The following is a 17,900-nucleotide window of genomic DNA, read 5'->3' as shown; positions in this document are numbered from 1 at the left end:
ATGAATAAGCCCACAGGGGGAGCCAAATGGCTGAGAGTGAACAGAACATGTTCAGACCCTTAGAACCTGTTAGTTAGTACTAGCGTAGGGATGGTGGCTTTTTTGATGGATATGAAAGGCAATGTGAGCGGAATTCCCCATCAGGAAGCTTCCCCTTGGCATTGCTTTTTTTGTGTTTGAAAATCTATTAGTAGATTTTTAGATTACAACAGGGGAGGAATTGATGTGAGTTCAAAACGCACATTGTTCATGGTTGAAGTGGCAATCTTCGCAGCTTTAGCTTTATTATTAGATTTTATTCCATCTATTCAAATGCCTAACGGTGGATCAATTTCTTTTGCTATGATACCAGTATTTATCGTTGCTTTTCGTTGGGGATTAAAGGGAGGACTATTAACAGGATTTATCTGGGGAGCACTTCAATTAGCTTTCGGTCCTGATATTAAGACGCCTTTACAAGCATTTATTGAATACTGCTTTGCATTTGCGGCACTAGGAGTAGCTGGTATTTTTGCTAGACATGTACAGCAAGCAATTAAAGATGGTAAAGTAGGGAAACGTTTCGTCTATATAACGCTAGGAGTATTTCTCGGCACGGCGCTAAGGTTTTTAGCTCACTTTTATGCGGGTATCGTTTTCTGGGCAGAATATGCACCAGAAGGTCAAGCGCTATGGTTATATTCTTTAATATATAACGGTTCTTACATGTTACCTTCATTTATTATCACAACCATTGTCGTTTTCATTTTATTTATCAAACAACCAAAAACACTACTACAATCAGCATAATTATTTTCCGCTCACAAAAGGGTAATCTCTTAAAAAGAGGTTACCCTTTTTTGGATTTCTTTTATAATGGAGATAAGAGGTGAAGTAAATGAAAGAATTAGTTGGTCAGTGCACTACTTGTAAGAAGAATGTTTTTTGTGAAAACGGATTTCTAGACGGTGTATATGAGAACGGTGTTATCCACTGTCATGAATGCGCAGAGAAACTATAATAGAAACTATAGAAGACTGGACTGTAAATACTAAGTCTACTGGCTTTCGATTCAATTGCTTTTACATCAACATCCGCTATCTCCCATCCAGATAAGTAATAAACTCCGCCTTACATAAATTAATTCTAGCAATCTTAATAATAAATCATTAGATGATCACCGTAATACAAACCTCTTTCAAATATAGAAGCAGAAACTACATTATCGTACATCTCCCTTTCACCGCTATGATTGTTCACGCATAGGCTATAGCACAACGGTAAAGAAAGGAAGATGAATGTGGAGCTTACATTTGCCCATTGGTTATACGGATTCTTTACACTCGTTATTATCGTCACGATGATTTTTCGAAAAGGTGTCGTACTTCCCACATTGCTAGGAACATTTATTATTGCTTCGGTTTATAACGGAAATATTATTGATGGGTTCACCGCAATTTTTAATGCCAATCTGATAGCGGCACAAGAATTGTTTAGTATCTTTTTAATTATTACATTTATGCTTGCTCTGTTAAATTCGTTAAAGGATTTGGGCGCAGATGTCCGGATGATTCAACCAATACAAAAGGTGATGGTTAATGGGCATATTTCGTTTTTTGTTTTAGTAGGTGTTACTTTTGTAATCTCCTTATTCTTTTGGCCAACACCAGCCGTTCCATTAATTTGTGCACTTCTTGTACCTGCTGCTGTAAGGGCTGGTTTACCTGCCATTACTGCTGCTGTTGCAATTGCTTTGGCAGGGCAGGGGATGGCATTATCCTCAGACTATATTGTGCAGGTTGCTCCAAGTCTGTCAGCAGCTTCAGCAGGAGTTAATGCTGGTGCAGTGGCAGATAAAGCACTAGTTCTATCCGTAATTGCTGGTGGAGTAGCAATTCTACTCGCATATTTTATGTACCGGAAAACCATTCGTTCGAAAGATGACCCACAAAATGAAACAGAGTTACAAACATTGAATTCAATAGAGAGCTCGAATAATGAGGCAAAAACATCAAATCTATCAAGGTGGAGTAAAACATTTGCGGTAGTAGTGCCACTTACACTTCTGATTGTTGTCATTTACATGATGTACTCTAAATTATTTTCTGATAGTGGTGGATTAATTGGCGGAGACGGAGCAGCTTTTGTTGGTGGTGTTGCAGTTATATTACTATTAATGTCAACTATTGCCTTTGGAAAACACCATGCTTTAGATTATATTACAAACCATATTACAGACGGATTTGTGTTTGCATTTAAAGCAATGGGACCAGTAATTCCAATTGCGGGATTCTTCTTCCTAGGTAGTGGTGATTTTGCCGGAGGAATACTAGGTGTTGAAGAAGGTCCATCGTTTTTATTTGGTTTAGTAGAGGCAACGCAGGATTTTCTGCCACAAAGTGCATTACTTGTAGCTTTTAGCATCTTAGTAATAGGAATTATTACGGGATTGGATGGCTCAGGTTTTTCAGGGTTACCTTTGACAGGAGCGTTGGCTGCATCATTAGAGACGAATGGAATCGATACCGAAACATTAGCAGCAATTGGCCAAATGGGAGCAATTTGGACTGGTGGAGGTACGATTATTGCATGGTCATCATTAATTGCGATTGCAGGTTTCTGTGGTGTATCCGTTATGGATCTCGTACGGAAAAACTTTATTCCAGTAATGTTAGGATTAGTAGTTATGACAGTAGCTGCGGTTATTTTCCTGTGAGTTATAACCATGCAAAATTGGTATAAGTATTTGATTTTGTTACAATTATACTAAAGTAAAAAATAATGGTGGAGGTTATATTGTGGCAAATCAAACAGTAGATATCGTAAAAGATTCCTTACGTGCATTAATGGATGATAAGTCATTCTTACCGGAATTAAAAGGGGAAAGAAGAAAAAAAGCATCAATTTCGTTGCTTTCAATTCTATCCACTCCCAATCATGTGAATAAATCTTATCTTCGCGTTACACTTGAGAATGGGCAGGTTGTTCGAATCCCGGCATTTCGCGTCCAACATAATAATATTCTTGGACCATATAAAGGTGGGATTCGATTCCATGAATCCGTTAAGGAAGAAGAAGTAGTAAATCTAGCATCACTTATGACATTAAAAAATGCCCTGCATGAAGTGCCGTTTGGTGGTGGAAAAGGCGGGGTTGTCATTAATCCAAGAGATTATAGTGAAAAAGATCTCTACCGAATTTGTAAGAAGTATGTGCAATATTTTAGTGATATACTTGGCCCAGACAAGGATGTTCCAGCACCTGATGTCGGTACTGGCGAGCGAGAGATGGACTGGATGATGGGGGAATATAAGAGCATTCGACCTGGGGAATCCTATCGAGGTAGCTTTACAGGGAAAAGCGTAGCAAATGGTGGGTCACTGGGACGGAGAGAAGCTACTGGTAAGGGTGTGTATTACACCTTCCGTTACCTCATGCATGACTTTGTTCAGGATCAAGAGAAATGGTTGTCTGAGCGTGAGAATATGTTTGCGAAAACCGCACTAGCGTTAAAAGAGAAATCATTATCCATTGCGGTGCAAGGCTTTGGAAATGTAGGCTCTGTAGCTGCGTTGGCAGCATATCAATGTAATCACTTAAACAATAAAGTCGTAGCTGTGAGTGACCGAAATGTAACATTACACAATTCCGATGGGCTTGATATTCCTGGTTTAGTAAAATATATTTCTGCTAATAAAGGAGACCTCCCATTAACAGAGGAACAATTAGAAAAAGCAGATGTAAATGCAAAAATACTGAATCGTGAAGACGTGCTAACATTAGATGTGGATGTTTTGTTTTTAGCTGCACTAGAGAATCAAGTACATCAAGAGAATATGAAGGAAGTACAGGCCTCCATTATTGTAGAAGGGGCCAATGCACCTGTTACTTCGGAAGCGGATGCGTATTTAAGTGATAAAGGTGTTATTATCATTCCAGATATTCTAGCGAATGCTGGGGGTGTCATTGTATCCTATTTGGAATGGTTACAGGGTAGAGAGACACAGTTTTATAAAGAGGATGAGGTATTTGAGAAGCTTTATCGTAAAATGAAAGGAACCTTTGATTCTGTTTTACCACAGTTCTTTGGTGATCCCTTCCCGTTAAGGCAGAATTGTTATATACATGCTGTGATGAAGCTTTCTGAAATCCTGTATCGACAAGGGAAACTGTATTAAGCAAATAGGCTTACACATTTTGTGTAAGCCTTAATTTTATCTCAATACTGTAAAAAAGGGTGATACGGCGATAGCCAATGCTATGATTAACACAATTATTGAACCCGCTCTGCTCTTTTCTTTCCAAAGCGTAATGGAGAAGCCAATTGTGTACGTGAACATAATTAACATTACTGCCCAAATAAGTAGCTTCAATCTCGAACCTCCTCGAGTCTAGGTAAGTCGCTCTGTCTTCCAAACTTACCAAGTTTAAGCTGTACGGAAACCTCTATTTTCATACCTGGGTAAGTCTTCATCCAATCAAAATTCTCCCAAGCTTTAATAGTGCCGAATTGCTTTCTTGCGATTAAGGACCATCCGAAGGGCTCTGTTTTGTATTCTTCCTGTGTTTTTTTTACGAAATCCTCAAACTTTCTCGTTATATCTTCTTTTAACGACTCTTTCAGTTTTTTTCTTTTTTTAGCATCCTTTGGATAGTCTGTCATACTATGATTGGACATGACTTCGAGTAATAATGGAATTTTCACATGGATACTTGGCTTATTACCACCATTCAGCTTCATGTCAAATTTTAACGGGCCATTTGCTTCAATACGGGTAACAATTCGATACTTGTCATCAAAGGGATCTGGAAATGTACCTAAGAAAAATCCAGGCTTCAATGTTGGGTTCAATAAATATGATAATCTTGTTTCTTCGATGGTAAGTGTATCAATCATTTTTCCTTCCTTAAAGACAGCTGATCCAACAAATTGTGTTGTATTTGTCTCACCTTCATATTTGAATTCTCCTGCTGTAATCTCGTCTGGATCACCGTCAGACTCTTTTTTTTCGCCTTTCTCGGTTGTGCCATATATTCCTAAGAATAAATCTGCATCAGCTTCAGTAATTCGAAAGAAAGTGTTCAGTTCAGATGGAGGAGTTGTACCAATTTCATTACCAATATCGAGTATTTTTTCAAAGTATTCATGTGGTCTTGTTTCAAGTACAGGTTTATTATTTTGTAAGAAAGTAGCAGTATCCTCCTTTGACACTAATAACCTAATATCTCTTCTTATCTCCATGGATTTAGTTGCGTCATAAATCCACCTGATAAAATTCTCATCTCGAGCAAAATCCTCGGAAACTATAATCATCCGTAACAGGTCATATGTAACATGTTTCGTAATAACCGTATTGGCTAAATTTTTGGAAGAAATGAAGTCATCTGCTTCAAATGAAATTATTTCCCTAGGAGGTTCTTGGGAACCACCACCTTCTGCTGTTGAACCAGCTTCTGGGTTAGCAATTAAGTAGCTAATCTTCACACGATTCTCATGATCCTCTGCTTTATCAATTCCAACAGCAATTACGTAAGCTAATTCCTCTACTTCCTTTTGATCCCAGCAACCACATAGGAAAAGTAAAATGAATAGAAAAACGGTAAACTTACTTGCGTTTTTTCTTATTTGCATGTTTAAACTCTCCTTTAAACATTGCAACGACCCACATCAGAACGGGTAAAAAGAAAAATAGCGGTGTCGCAATTAATAATATTTTTTCCTTTAAGTTAAAAATCGTAAAGGTAGGGCTCTCCGGGATCAGCCCAAGAAATACAATAAGTGTTGCTAAAGAGGGAATTAAGTATTCAAAATGCCGAATCCTAAATAAATGTCCGATTAAGAGAGCATTGATATATAAATAAATACTGAATCTAACAAAGGAAGCAATTAACCAAAAAGGCAAGAAAAATGTTTCCATGTTCGTTAGAAAACCCATCGATATAGTTCGTATAACCTCATGATAGGGATAACTCAATTGCATAATAGTTTTATAGTCAAATAAAAAAACAAAGCAAGTCATGAAAATAGCTATATTCAAAACAATGAAAACGAGCCCAAGCCATGTCCCCTTTATAAAATCCTTTTTGCTTTTAATAAGTGGAAAAAATAAAAATAGATAAAAGAAATCAGCGTATATTGATAGTCTGAGGGAGCTTTCTTTTGCAATCTCCCATGGTCCAGGGCCAAATAAAGGAAATAAAAACGCCGTATTTCCCTCTCTAATCGATAAAATTAGTGCCAATAATAAAGAGACCTGTAAATACGGGAAGACGGTCCATGCTGCAGAACCGATTTGTTCAAAGCCTCTTCTTGCGCCATATGCACATACCACAATTAAAATACCATAGATAATAATAGTGGGTGTTTTGGTAAAGTACATGGTTCCGATAATATCAGTATAAATTGCTGTATCCACAATAGTGGCACAAAATGCTACTACCAGGAGTGTAAACAAAATAATAAAACCGAAAAATTTGCCAAATAGATGGTCTGTTACTTCGGCTAAGCTTTTATCCTTATAATTTCCAACTACCTTCATTAATAAGTAAATTGGAATAATTGCTATTATCCCATTGATAATCGGTGCCATCCACCCAGCATTTTTAATTTGTTCAAATAATATGGCTGGTGTATCATCGGATAATTTGGTACCAATCATTAATATGACAATAGCAATATATTCTTTTATTCCAATTAATTGCTTAGATTGCTCCATATTTATTCCCCTTATCGCTTCGTCATATCTTTAGGTTTTAAATAGCCAGGCCTGAAGGTTTCTTTCTGTAGCACCCTTCTAAAAATAGTATCTTTTGAGGATTTGTAATTGGGTGTTAGTGGCGACAAATATGGAACACCAAAGGATTTAATAGAAACCATATAAAAGATCGCCATTGTAAATAATGCCGTTATGCCATAAAGGCCCATGAAACTAGCAGCAAACAATAGTAATAATCTGCCTATTCGAACGGTAAAATTCATACTGATATCACCAATAGCAAAGGAGCTTAGGCCACCTAGAGCTACAATGATAACAACGATTGGACTAACAATGTTTGCCTGAACGGCAGCCTGCCCTAAAATAAGTGCTCCTACAATACCAATGGTCGGTCCAATTGGGCTTGGGACGCGTAATCCTGCTTCCCTAATAAGTTCAAAGGCAATTTCCATAATAAATACTTCAATTGCAGCAGGAAAGGGGACTTTCTCCCGTGTTGCTGCAATTGCTAATAGCAGGTCAGGGGGAACCATTTCAGCGTGAAAGGTTACTACTGCTACATATAGGGAAGAGGTAAATAATGAAATAAATAAAGCTAAGATACGCAAAAATCGAGTGAAGTTGCCATAAGGAAATCGCAAATAATGATCTTCTGATGTGTGATAAAATGACCAAAAAGTTGCTGGGAGAACTAAGGAATCTGGTGAATTGTCCATTAGTAATACGATATACCCATCCTCAATAAAAGAAGCAGCACGATCTGGCCGTTCCGTGTATAAGATTGTTGGAAAAATTGAGTATTTTCGCTCTTCAATTTGTTGTTCTAGTAAGCTGAGATTTTGAATTGCATCAACATCTAAGGCATTTACTCTATCTTTGACGTTTTGCAATAACTTATCATTCACTAAGTCCTTTTCGTACACGATAAACAGATCGTTTTTTGATCGTTTCGAAATAATTAGGGACTCTACTACAAGACTTTCACTTTTAATTCGTTTGCGTATTAATGAAATATTCGTTGCTGATTTTTCATTAAATGCTTCCTTCGATCCCTTTACAACATTTTCATTTTCTGCTTTTTCTACATTTCTACCTTCAAAGTTAGTAGCACCAAGTAAATACGCTTTATTTTCACCTTCAACAAATAAAGCAGCATTTCCATTATTAATATGCGTAACAATCTCACTGATTTTATTTTTGGTTTGCAATGATTGAACGGTAATGATTTCATCTATTTGTTTCGAGGAATCCTGGTTTTGAAGTAATGGGCTAATCACATAATCCTCTATGGACTTTGCATTTGTTATGGTATTGATGAAAAGAATCGCTGCCTTTTTATTCGATCCGGAAATATGTATGTTTCGTAATACAACATCTTGGTTATCAGGGTAAGAATATATCGTTTTAAAGGAATCAACGGTTTTATTAAGGTTAGAATTAATATTGGATTCATTTAGTTTTATTTCTTCTTCTGACGATTTTTCACTATTTACCTTTTTATTTCTATAAGACCTTCTGAGTAATTTCTTCAACATATAGAGCAACAACTCCAGCTATTGTTTTCTTTTACGTTTCCACCAAATAGGTAAAATTATGTAATGTTAACAAAAAATAAAACCCTGTCACTTAATAAGGGTTTTATCGTAAAAAAGGTGCTATATGATCGATTGCTTTTTGTAGTTTTTCACTATTGCGCTGATACATTTGTTTGGTTAGTTCATTATCCGTTGCTAGAGCAAACAGTTCTAAGTCTGCTTGGCATTTTTTCATGGTAGCAAGTAACTGCGGTTTCTGTGTAGGACTAGGAACGGCTAATTTATCGTCGTACAAGTCTACTGTCAGTTGTCCATCACTGTCGACCTGACCTAGAAATACATTTTCAATACTAACATTCATTTTTTCTAATTCTGTTTCCAACCAAGTTGGATTTAATGAGAGATTAGCTAATGGCTCAAGTAGCGGCCTTCCATCCATAATCACAGTTTGAGGTTCACGATCGGGTGCTATATCTAGTCCAATATCCTTAGCTGTCAGTGGTCGATATTCTTTCTTGGGTAAAACACTTAATTTTCCGGTAGGCTCTAATACAGCGAATTCAACATCCGCCACTTTAAAGACATTCTTTTCTCGAAGGCTTTCAAGCAGGTCATCTGTTGAGAAATGCTCCTTTTTTAAATTGTCCTCCATAATCTTTCCGTTTTGTATTAATACTCTGCTCTTTCCTTGAGCAAAATTTCGAAAAGCTTTGCTCTTTAAAGATAATAATTCAACGATATAAGGAAAAATGAACCAAATGAACATGGCAAGCAGGGCATAGTAAAAGGGACTTTCTAACGTACTAACATGGATAGCAACAATGCCCCCTAATACAACACCAGAAATATATTCAAAAATATTTAATTGGGATAGCTGCTTCGTTCCAAGCCATTTCGTTAGTAGAAATAAAATGATAAGCAGTGAAACAGATCTAATAATAATTTGAATCCAATCTGGCATGACATTATGTCCTTTCTATTGGTTGTACTGTGGTTCTTCTCTTGCTAGCTTCAGAACTTGTTTTTCTAAATCCTGCTTTATTTCACTTATTAATGCTTCGGTTTCGTGGTAAGCATTTCGAGCATTTGCTTCATTCGTCTGAGCTCTGAGGATTCCCAAACCTGCTTCAATACCCTTTATGCTTGTATAACAGGTTTTCACTTGTGAACCAACTGTCATCTATTATCCCTCCTAAAAACCTTACCCTTTTGGTTTAAAAATAAGTGCACCTATCATTCCGAAGATGATAGCTGCAGATATACCTGAGCTTGTTACCTCAAACATACCTGTTATAACACCAATTATTCCGTGTTTTTCTGCTTCCTGCATTGCACCATGAACTAATGAATTACCAAAGCTAGTAATCGGGACAGTTGCTCCTGCCCCAGCGAAATCGATTAACGGTTCATACAATCCAAATCCATCCAATATTGCACCAGCAACGACTAATATACTTAATGTGTGACCGGGTGAAAGTTTGAATACATCAAACATGATTTGACCAATCACACAGATGATTCCACCTACAACAAATGCCCATAAAAATATCATCATGTATTATCACTTCCTGATTCAATTGATACAGCATGAGCGATACAAAGTATCGGGTCCTTTTGGTTAATACTTAAAGGGGAGTGAAGGGCTCCAGTGGCAACAACAAGTATTTTATCCAATTCACCTTTCTTCATGAGTTCTAAAAAATGGCCATAAGTAACAATTGCTGAGCATGCTGGTCCACTTGCTCCTGCCAATACTGGTTGTCCCTCTCTGTAAATCGTTAAACCACAATCGACAAATTTTTCTTGTGGTAAATTTATTTCGTTTTTGTGGAGTAAATCAAGTGCGACTTCTCTTCCAATATGGCCTAAGTCCCCGGTAATAATTAGGTCATAGTATGAGGCGTCTACATTCCTTTCCCTTAAATGCGTTAAAATGGTGTCTACTGCAGCTGGAGCCATAGCGCCACCCATATTAAATGGGTCAGACATTCCCATATCGACGATTTTACCAATAGTAGCTGAAGTTACACGAGGACCTTCTCCATTTTTTGCTAGTAGTGCACAGCCAGCACCTGTTACAGTCCATTGTGCAGTGGGTGGCTTTTGTCCACCATATTCAGTAGGATAACGAAATTGTTTCTCAGCTGCAGAATTATGGCTTGAGGTACCACTTAGGATATAATCAGCACCATTATTATTTAGTAAAAAAGCTGCGAGTGCTAAGCTTTCCATTGAAGTTGCACAAGCACTAAACAGTCCAAAGTATCCCGTACCAATTGATTTTGCAGCAAAACTCGTAGGAGTAATTTGATTAATTAAGTCACCACTGATAAAGAAAGAGACCTGTTCTTTTTCAATTGAACTATTTTTTATGGCATATTGGCATGCTTCCTCCATCATGATTTGCTGGGCTTTTTCAAAGGAAGCCTGTTCCAACCATATATCATCATGTAATATGTTAAATGCTTGTGGAATATTACCATTTGCCTCAAAAGGTCCGCCTACTGTACCAGTTGAAATGATGACCGGTTTATTTTTAAATAACCAAGTACGATGACCGGTAAGCATTAAATTCCACCCCATTGAATAATGATTGTTTTTATGAGAGCGACTACAAATGCAGCGAATACACCAAATAAGATAACGGAACCAGCTAATTTGAACATGTTTCCTCCGACACCTAGAACAAAACCTTCTGTTCGGTGTTCAATGGCAGCGGAAATTACGGCATTACCAAACCCTGTAACTGGTACGGCAGAGCCAGCACCTGCAAACTGACCAATTCGATCATAAAATCCAAAACCAGTTAAAATCATAGTAATGAAAATTAGTGTCGCTGTAGTAGGATTACCAGCAGTTTGCTCGGTGAAATTAAAAAAGTAAATGTAAAATGTGGAAATGAGTTGGCCGATAAAACATATAAAACCACCTACGAAAAAAGCTTTCATACAGTTTTTAATAATAGGTCGTTTAACCTCTCGTTTGTCTTGAAAGGATTGATACCGTTGCGCTTCGGGTGGTAGGTTCTTTTTCTTTTTATCTGCCATCTATAATCCCTTCTTTCCAAATTATGTTTGCTCTTTCATGAGCTTACTAATTCGCTTGATTTCCTTCTTTAGTTCTTTATTAGAAATGTTGTTTTTTTGCAATTTCTCTTCCAATTTCTCAAGCTCCCAAATTATCTTTTGATCTGTAGAAAGTTCAACTGTAATCTCTTCTTGTTTAAACTGTTTCTTCAATTCCTTTGTTAGCTTGTCTCTAATGTCTTTTAATTGAAATCGTTCATGATGTGGTACTTCAATCGCGATTATCATTTTCTTATCTGTATTGACCGCATCTATAGCAGTCACATTCTTTTTTGCTGCTAAAAGTTTTTTTGCTTTGTTTGAAGGTTCCTGATCATAAACATTTTGATTGGAAATGTTTGTAATGTTTACCGAATTTTTTGTGCCGGATTGTTTTCCTGTTTCATTTCCACAGCCAGTTAGCAAAAGTGAAATGAGACCAACTATAATAAGAAATCGGTTTGTAAACATTTTTTCACCTAAATTCCATTAAGTATAGAAGGGGAGAGAGGACTCTCCCGCTTGTCATTAAAATCCTTTATATTGTGGCTCCTCTTGCTCGATTTGTTGTACACGTGGTTCAACAGATTGAAGAATACTTTGAGTTTGTTGAGCAGCTTGCTCATATAACTTCTTGGCTTGCTTGTTTTCTGTTTGCAAGGCAAACTGTTCAAAGCTTGCTTGAACACTCTTTAATCCAGCAACAGCTTGTTTCATTTGGCTACCTACAGTCATTAGAGAGATCCTCCTTTAAAGTAGCGTTACATTATATAGCTTTCTGATACGCAAGGGAAATATACGTACTAAGTCTTACCAAAAAAGAAAAAAGATGTTCCATATTGGAACACCTTTAGTTATTTGCCGAAAGCTTACATTTATCCCGGTAAAAAAATGGGAATTAGCTTTCATTTTCTATCTGGAATAAAATATCGTTTGTTGCATTATTATGTAACTCCCAATACTCCAATTGTTCAGTAGTCAGTTGTAGAATATCAGGAATTGAAATTGATATCGTTTCATCGTTCACCCAGTCTGCTCCCAGTATAGGCCATTGGAAGTCAAGGATATCATTTATTTCATCTGTATTTTGAAGTGATAACTCTTCCCAATTTTTTAAATCAATCACTACAATATCAGATACAGGAAGCTTTAGGGTGGATTGTCGATTAAATTTTAATAGCAACTTTGTCTGGTCGGGTGATAAACTGGAGGTTTCAAAAGACGCTAAATCAGCAACAAGAAATCCAGAATTCTCAACCGTTTCATCAAGTAACAGGTAGGAGCATTGCAGATTTTTACAGGAAAAAGCTAATAAATACATATTTGTTTCATCATTACTAGTTATTCGTTCGATTTTCATTGTTTCAATTACATTTTGTCTATTGGAAGCAGCCTGCAGATATGCTTGTAATATTGGTACGCGATTCAAATTTACTCGGACGACCTCGTCTTCTAAAGGAAATTCAATAAACTCATCAACTTCTTCCTCATCCTCTGAAACTTCTTCAACGAGCTCTGGTTCTTCAGAAACCTTATCTGGTGGTGTATCAACCTTTACAATTGCTGGTTGGTCGTTGGAACATCCAGTTATACCTAATAGTAGCAATAATAAGAAGCCAAGTAATTTTTGCATCATTACACTCCTGTACATGAAATTCAACTTTTTTGAATACTTACTATTATACATTATTGCTTGGCTTCTGTAATAATGAAAGAAGATTATGTTTGATGATATGTCTATAACTTTTTAGGATCTTCAATATTTTTGCGAGTGCCATGTGATAGATAATCCTTCTGTAAGGCATCATTATCAGCAATCGTTAAAGCTTGGTTTTTTAAATTCAAACGATTAGCGCGTATAACGAGGAATAATATTAGTGATACGACAATTACTATGGTAATAAACACTGATAACATAGTAATACCTCCTATTTTTTATTTAGTATGTGTTAAGGAGAAAATAGTTATCATTCATTCATGAATTTTGTTACACTTAATTAAAAAAGGAAAAGGAGGGAGCGTATGAAGACTTTTAAGTTAAAGTCACTTCAAGTAATAGAAAGTGAAAATGAAGAAATAAGTAAGAAAGATACCACGTTAGTGGATGGCTTAATTATTAATCGGGAGGACGATAAAAGTAATTGGCTGATTGAAGCGTTTCTTGAAGTAGATTACTTAGATTATTTCAATGAATTACGCCAAAGGCAGGAGCAGGTATTAGTTGAAGTTAGAATTTCTAAGGATACAAATGATCCAGCTACTTTTATTACAACGATTGATAGCTTAAATAATATTAATGATTATATTAGTGTTATTTTAATTGGAACAATAGTCGATAAACGAAAAAGTAAGATTGAAGAGATGTTAGGGGAGTTGATTGAACAGGGGTATCAGGGAGAGGAGCTTCTTGAAAGATTTAAGAAGCAACTATGACCAAAAAGGCTAGACAAAGTAGCCTAGCCAACTTATTATTTTCAAATTGCTTGTGTTGACAATCCATACACCACAATAAACTAATTTTAATGATTGGTTTTATATGCTTCTAGTAAGAAGTCTACGATGTGTACTGCTCGCATCGTACTAGAAAGTCCTTCACGTTCGATTCCAAGCTTCATTTGTAGTAGGCATCCAGGATTGGCTGTAATAACGGTCTTTGCTTTTGTTTGTTTCGTTTGTTTCATTTTATGATCTAATATCTTCATCGACATTTCAGATTCTACGATGTTATAAATGCCAGCAGATCCGCAACAACGGCTTGCTTCCTTCATTTCAACATAATTGACACCACGGATAGATTGAATAAGCTTCCTTGGTTCTTCATACGTTTTTTGACCATTTTTCAGGTGGCAGGAATCCTGATACGTAACAATCTGTTCTTCAAGTTCTAAATTCTCATGGTGAAAATCCAAGTCATACAATATACTGGTAATGTCCTTGATTTTGTCTGAGAATAAACCAGCACGAATGGACCACTCTGGATCATCCTTTAACAAATAGCCATAATCGACTAAAAAAGCTCCGCAACCACCTGCGTTTGTTATAATATAATCGGCTTTTGTATGTTCAAATGCGATGATGTTTCTTTTTGCCATTTCTTTGGCTTTTTCTCGTTCACCACTATGACCATGGAGTGCACCACAGCAATTTTGCGTATGAGGCACAACAATTTCACATCCAGCATACTGAAGCAGCGTCATGGTTGCATCATTGGTAGCCATAAAAATGGTGTCCATTAAACAGCCTGAAAAGAATGCAACCCGTTTCTTTTTTTCTTGAAGAGCAGGTAGATTTGATGGCCGATTTTTTAATTCTTTTCGCTTCGGGACGGAAGGAAGGACTTTTTCCATTGTTTGTAGTGATTCAGGAAAAAGCTTCATAAATCCGATACCTCTTGCAATCTTTTGTAATCCAGAGTGCTGATAAAAACTAAGTAAGCTTGTTGCATTAATGACTTGTTTTTGGTTTGGAAACAGCTTGTTAAAAACAATCCCTCTCGCAGTCTTTTCAGCTAATGATTGCTTCTTATTTTGATAAATAATATCTCTTGCTTGTTCTAAAAGATGACCATATTTAACGCCAGATGGACAGACCGGTTCACATGCACGACAACCTAAGCAGAGGTCGAGTGATCGTTTTACATCATTGTCAGGTTCAATTACACCATCAACTACTGCTTTCATTAGTGCGATTCTTCCCCTAGGTGAATGTGCTTCATCATTACCCGATTCAATATAGGTAGGGCAGCTTGGAAGACAAAAACCACACCTCATGCAGTTTAGAAGCTCGTCATAATCCATTTTCTCTTTAAATTCCTTCTGTATTCGCTCTTTTTTAGCTAGAGTGGTCATCGGTGAATCATCACTCTTTTACGATCAGCCTTCGCAAGTACTTTTCCAGGATTCATAATGTTGTTTGGATCAAATGCATGTTTTAGTTTTCGCATGATTTCAATTCCAGCATTACCTACCTTTAAATGAAGATAAGGAAGCTTCATAGCTCCAACGCCATGCTCACCGGTAATTGTGCCACCTAATTCAATCGCTTTTTGAAAAATTTCTTCAAAAGCTTTCTCAACTCGTTCCATCTCTGATTTCTCTCTAATATCGGTTAAACATGTAGGATGCAAATTTCCATCTCCTGCGTGACCAAAGGTACAAATCCTAATATCATGTTTTTTCGCTATTTTTTCAATAGCCTTTACCATATTCGCAATTTGCGAACGGGGTACTGTTGCATCCTCTAGTATCGTGGTAGGACGTAATCTGGCAAGAGCAGATAATGCAGATCTTCTAGCTGTTGTTAAGGCTTCGGCTTCCTCTTTTGTTTTTGCAATCGAAACTTCAATTGCTTCATATTCACGGCAGATATGTGCAATTTTCTTCATATCTTGATCAACAATCGATTCTGTCCCATCCTGTTCTATTAATAAGACCGCCTTTACAGTGGTAGGAAGACCGACTTGAGCAAAGTCTTCAACTGCTTGCAACGTCGGTTGATCGAGAAACTCAAGTGTTGCTGGAATTATACGATTGGCAATTATAGCGGACACAGATTTAGCGGCTGCATCTAAGTTTTGGAATAGAGCTAGCATTGTTTTCTTGGTCTCTGGCTTCGGAATTAATTTTAGAGTAGCCTCCGTAACAATTCCCAAGGTTCCCTCAGAACCAACAATAAGGCGAGTCAAGTCATACCCAGCAACGTCCTTTGCCAGCTTTCCACCTGTAGAAATAATATCCCCATTTGGAAGGACAATTTCAAGACCAATAACATAATCTCGGGTTACACCATATTTTAAACCACGAAGTCCCCCTGAGTTTTCGTTAATGTTCCCACCTATTTGTGATATTTTCATGGAACTAGGATCAGGGGGATAGAAGAGACCTTTTTCCTCAACCGCTTGTATTAGATCTACTGTGATGACACCTGGTTGTGCTCGAACAGTCAAATTTTCCTCATCAATTTCTATAATTTTGTCCAAATGCTTCATTAACAAAACAATACCGCCATGTAAAGGAGTCGTTCCAGCACTTAAGTTTGTACCAGATCCTCTCGGAACAATTGGTATTTCATGTTCATTACAAATCTTCACAATTTGTGAGATTTCAACTGTATTTCTTGGTGAAATGATTAAATCAGGCATGGATTGGAAACCTGGTGTTGCATCATAGGAATATGCTAGTAAACTAGCATTAGAATCTTGAACATTATCGGCTCCTACTATCTTACGGAGCTCCTTTTTTATAAACTCATTTAACATAGGCATTCTCCTATATAACAGTTTGTGTTTCCACCAAATAAACGATGGTAAGGGGGAAAACAATTCCCATTTCATACAATTTTGATTCTAAAGCATATTCATACGCTTTCATATGTTGAATCATACAAATAATGCAATGGCAATTCGTGTTATTTTGTGTAATTGTCTAAAAAGTAGAATGCGGTATAAAATAGTGCAATGGAGTAAGTGTGCTTTGGATTTAAGCCGGTTAACTGTTTAATTCGATTAAGCCTATAATGTAGCGTGTTGATATGGATATGTAATTCAGTTGCGGTTTCGGTTAGATTCATATTGTTTTTTAAATAGATTTTGAGTGTATTCATTAATGCATCTTCATTTTTAAATTTAGATATAATTTTATCGAGAAATTCATGTCGGATATCTGTTTTAATGTCATCAAGGCAAACTTCCAATAATAGATCCTCGTAATATGTCATATTATTTTCTCTACCAATTGAAAGTGCTTTATTCGCTTTTTGAAACGATTCCTTAATCTGATACGTATTTATAGATGTACCGATTCCAATAGAAAAGGATACATGAAGAGTCGATTGAATATAGTTTTGGGCTGATTGTAACTGATGCTGTAGATTTACTATTGCTTGAGGATGGACTTCTTCGGTAATGAGTATGAGCCGACTATTGCCCCAACGAATTACTGGGCAATTTAATTTCAATCTGAACAATTTCAAGACATCATCCACGGTCTTTGCTTGTATATGATTTCCGTTTAGGCTTACAATAGAACATCGAAAAGGCGGGGATAACGTAATTCCTAGTAATTCACCACGATGCAAAAATTCATTTGGAATGTCATCCATTTGAATCCATTCTAGAAAGTATGTTTCAAGTGCTCTTGCATGCCATTCGTTCTCTTGTATATAGATGTTTTCCTGAATAAGCAGCTCTGTCATTTTTTGCATGAGAGAAGCGAAAGGAATAATCTCTTGAGGATTTCCGGTAATCCCTATAACACCTATGACAGTATTATTAATAGAAATGGGTAAGTTGACACCTGGACGAATTCCTTTCATCGTTTGAATATGGTCTTCAGTTAGAAGTGTAACGGAATTGTTTTGGATGGTCATTTGAGCACCTTCATGAAATTTGTCAATTCTAGTGGGGTCTGTGCTTGCAATGATAATGGCGTTCTTATTTACGATAATAATATTCTCATCAATTAGCTTTCTTGTTTCATTAATAATTTTTTTACCTAGCTCACGGGTTAATTCCATTTCATTTCCTCCAAAAGTAGGGGTTTTTACATAATGGCTTTCCAAATGTATGCTTGTACGTTATAATTTTTGAATATTGTACTATTATTGTA

At 36.7% G+C, this 17,900-nt stretch carries 20 protein-coding genes and 1 riboswitch; of the genes, 4 read left to right on the top strand and 16 right to left on the bottom strand.

Features of this window, described 5'->3' with window-relative positions; genetic code table 11:
• Positions 1-5 precede the first annotated feature (5 nt).
• A riboswitch (TPP riboswitch) is annotated at positions 6-109 on the top strand.
• Between the two features lie 116 nt (positions 110-225).
• From thiT to ABC228_RS05520, 3 genes are all read left to right on the top strand, one after another.
• Positions 226-789, top strand: coding sequence for an energy-coupled thiamine transporter ThiT (gene thiT / locus ABC228_RS05530; protein WP_345824088.1), 564 nt, complete (start codon positions 226-228; stop codon positions 787-789).
• 490 nt (positions 790-1,279) lie between these two features.
• Complete coding sequence (locus ABC228_RS05525; RefSeq protein WP_345824087.1) at positions 1,280-2,695, top strand: hypothetical protein; 1,416 nt, start codon at positions 1,280-1,282, stop codon at positions 2,693-2,695.
• Positions 2,696-2,777: 82 nt separating this feature from the next.
• Complete coding sequence (locus ABC228_RS05520) at positions 2,778-4,157, top strand: Glu/Leu/Phe/Val family dehydrogenase (RefSeq protein WP_345824086.1); 1,380 nt, start codon at positions 2,778-2,780, stop codon at positions 4,155-4,157.
• Between the two features lie 36 nt (positions 4,158-4,193).
• Here ABC228_RS05520 and ABC228_RS05515 read toward each other — a convergent pair whose 3' ends face one another.
• From ABC228_RS05515 to ABC228_RS05455, 13 genes are all read right to left on the bottom strand, one after another.
• Positions 4,194-4,352: a hypothetical protein gene (locus ABC228_RS05515; RefSeq protein WP_345824085.1), complete on the bottom strand. Its 159-nt coding sequence runs from the start codon at positions 4,350-4,352 to the stop codon at positions 4,194-4,196.
• Complete coding sequence (locus tag ABC228_RS05510) at positions 4,349-5,611, bottom strand: Ger(x)C family spore germination protein (protein ID WP_345824084.1); 1,263 nt, start codon at positions 5,609-5,611, stop codon at positions 4,349-4,351. The genes ABC228_RS05515 and ABC228_RS05510 overlap by 4 nt, the downstream gene beginning before the upstream one ends.
• Positions 5,586-6,695 carry a GerAB/ArcD/ProY family transporter gene (locus tag ABC228_RS05505; RefSeq protein WP_345824083.1) on the bottom strand — a complete coding sequence of 370 codons (1,110 nt, stop codon included), beginning with the start codon at positions 6,693-6,695 and terminating at the stop codon, positions 5,586-5,588. Before ABC228_RS05505 ends, ABC228_RS05510 begins: the two co-directional genes overlap by 26 nt.
• 11 nt (positions 6,696-6,706) lie before the next feature.
• Entirely contained in the window at positions 6,707-8,230 is a 1,524-nt protein-coding gene (locus ABC228_RS05500; RefSeq protein ID WP_345824082.1) for a spore germination protein, read from the bottom strand.
• A gap of 103 nt (positions 8,231-8,333) precedes the next feature.
• A complete protein-coding gene (locus tag ABC228_RS05495; RefSeq protein ID WP_345824081.1) occupies positions 8,334-9,191 on the bottom strand; it encodes a DUF421 domain-containing protein in 858 nt (285 codons plus the stop codon).
• A gap of 15 nt (positions 9,192-9,206) precedes the next feature.
• Positions 9,207-9,410, bottom strand: coding sequence for a DUF1657 domain-containing protein (locus ABC228_RS05490; protein WP_345824080.1), 204 nt, complete (start codon positions 9,408-9,410; stop codon positions 9,207-9,209).
• 21 nt (positions 9,411-9,431) lie between these two features.
• Positions 9,432-9,782, bottom strand: a complete 351-nt coding sequence (gene spoVAE / locus ABC228_RS05485; RefSeq protein WP_345824165.1) for a stage V sporulation protein AE — start codon at positions 9,780-9,782, stop codon at positions 9,432-9,434.
• A complete protein-coding gene (gene spoVAD / locus ABC228_RS05480) occupies positions 9,782-10,798 on the bottom strand; it encodes a stage V sporulation protein AD (protein WP_345824079.1) in 1,017 nt (338 codons plus the stop codon). The genes spoVAE and spoVAD overlap by 1 nt, the downstream gene beginning before the upstream one ends.
• The gene (gene spoVAC, locus ABC228_RS05475) at positions 10,798-11,277 is read right to left on the bottom strand and encodes a stage V sporulation protein AC (RefSeq protein WP_345824078.1); all 480 of its coding nucleotides are present in this window, start codon (positions 11,275-11,277) and stop codon (positions 10,798-10,800) included. The genes spoVAD and spoVAC overlap by 1 nt, the downstream gene beginning before the upstream one ends.
• Positions 11,278-11,298: 21 nt before the next feature.
• Complete coding sequence (locus tag ABC228_RS05470) at positions 11,299-11,766, bottom strand: YhcN/YlaJ family sporulation lipoprotein (protein ID WP_345824077.1); 468 nt, start codon at positions 11,764-11,766, stop codon at positions 11,299-11,301.
• Between the two features lie 57 nt (positions 11,767-11,823).
• The gene (locus ABC228_RS05465; protein ID WP_345824075.1) at positions 11,824-12,030 is read right to left on the bottom strand and encodes a DUF1657 domain-containing protein; all 207 of its coding nucleotides are present in this window, start codon (positions 12,028-12,030) and stop codon (positions 11,824-11,826) included.
• A 163-nt stretch (positions 12,031-12,193) separates the two neighbouring features.
• Positions 12,194-12,931 (bottom strand): hypothetical protein, encoded by a 738-nt coding sequence (locus ABC228_RS05460; protein WP_345824074.1) that lies wholly within the window; start codon positions 12,929-12,931, stop codon positions 12,194-12,196.
• A gap of 101 nt (positions 12,932-13,032) precedes the next feature.
• Complete coding sequence (locus ABC228_RS05455) at positions 13,033-13,212, bottom strand: hypothetical protein (RefSeq protein ID WP_345824072.1); 180 nt, start codon at positions 13,210-13,212, stop codon at positions 13,033-13,035.
• A gap of 105 nt (positions 13,213-13,317) precedes the next feature.
• Here ABC228_RS05455 and ABC228_RS05450 point away from each other — a divergent pair, with 105 nt between their 5' ends.
• A complete protein-coding gene (locus tag ABC228_RS05450; RefSeq protein WP_345824071.1) occupies positions 13,318-13,728 on the top strand; it encodes a YwpF family protein in 411 nt (136 codons plus the stop codon).
• Positions 13,729-13,814: 86 nt separating this feature from the next.
• On the opposite strand, the gene ABC228_RS05445 is transcribed toward ABC228_RS05450, so the two are convergent.
• The 3 genes from ABC228_RS05445 to ABC228_RS05435 all read right to left on the bottom strand — a co-directional run bounded on the left by ABC228_RS05445 (position 13,815) and on the right by ABC228_RS05435 (position 17,808).
• Complete coding sequence (locus ABC228_RS05445; protein ID WP_345824070.1) at positions 13,815-15,143, bottom strand: (Fe-S)-binding protein; 1,329 nt, start codon at positions 15,141-15,143, stop codon at positions 13,815-13,817.
• Complete coding sequence (gene glcD / locus ABC228_RS05440) at positions 15,140-16,552, bottom strand: glycolate oxidase subunit GlcD (RefSeq protein ID WP_345824069.1); 1,413 nt, start codon at positions 16,550-16,552, stop codon at positions 15,140-15,142. Before glcD ends, ABC228_RS05445 begins: the two co-directional genes overlap by 4 nt.
• Before the next feature lie 149 nt (positions 16,553-16,701).
• Complete coding sequence (locus ABC228_RS05435) at positions 16,702-17,808, bottom strand: CdaR family transcriptional regulator (protein ID WP_345824068.1); 1,107 nt, start codon at positions 17,806-17,808, stop codon at positions 16,702-16,704.
• Between the last annotated feature and the right edge of the window lie 92 nt (positions 17,809-17,900).

Origin of the sequence: Ornithinibacillus xuwenensis (genome assembly GCF_039614845.1) — a bacterium.
GTDB lineage: Bacteria > Bacillota > Bacilli > Bacillales > Amphibacillaceae > Ornithinibacillus > Ornithinibacillus xuwenensis.
Note: the sequence above shows the minus strand (reverse complement) of the source record. Positions and strands in the feature narration are given on the sequence as shown.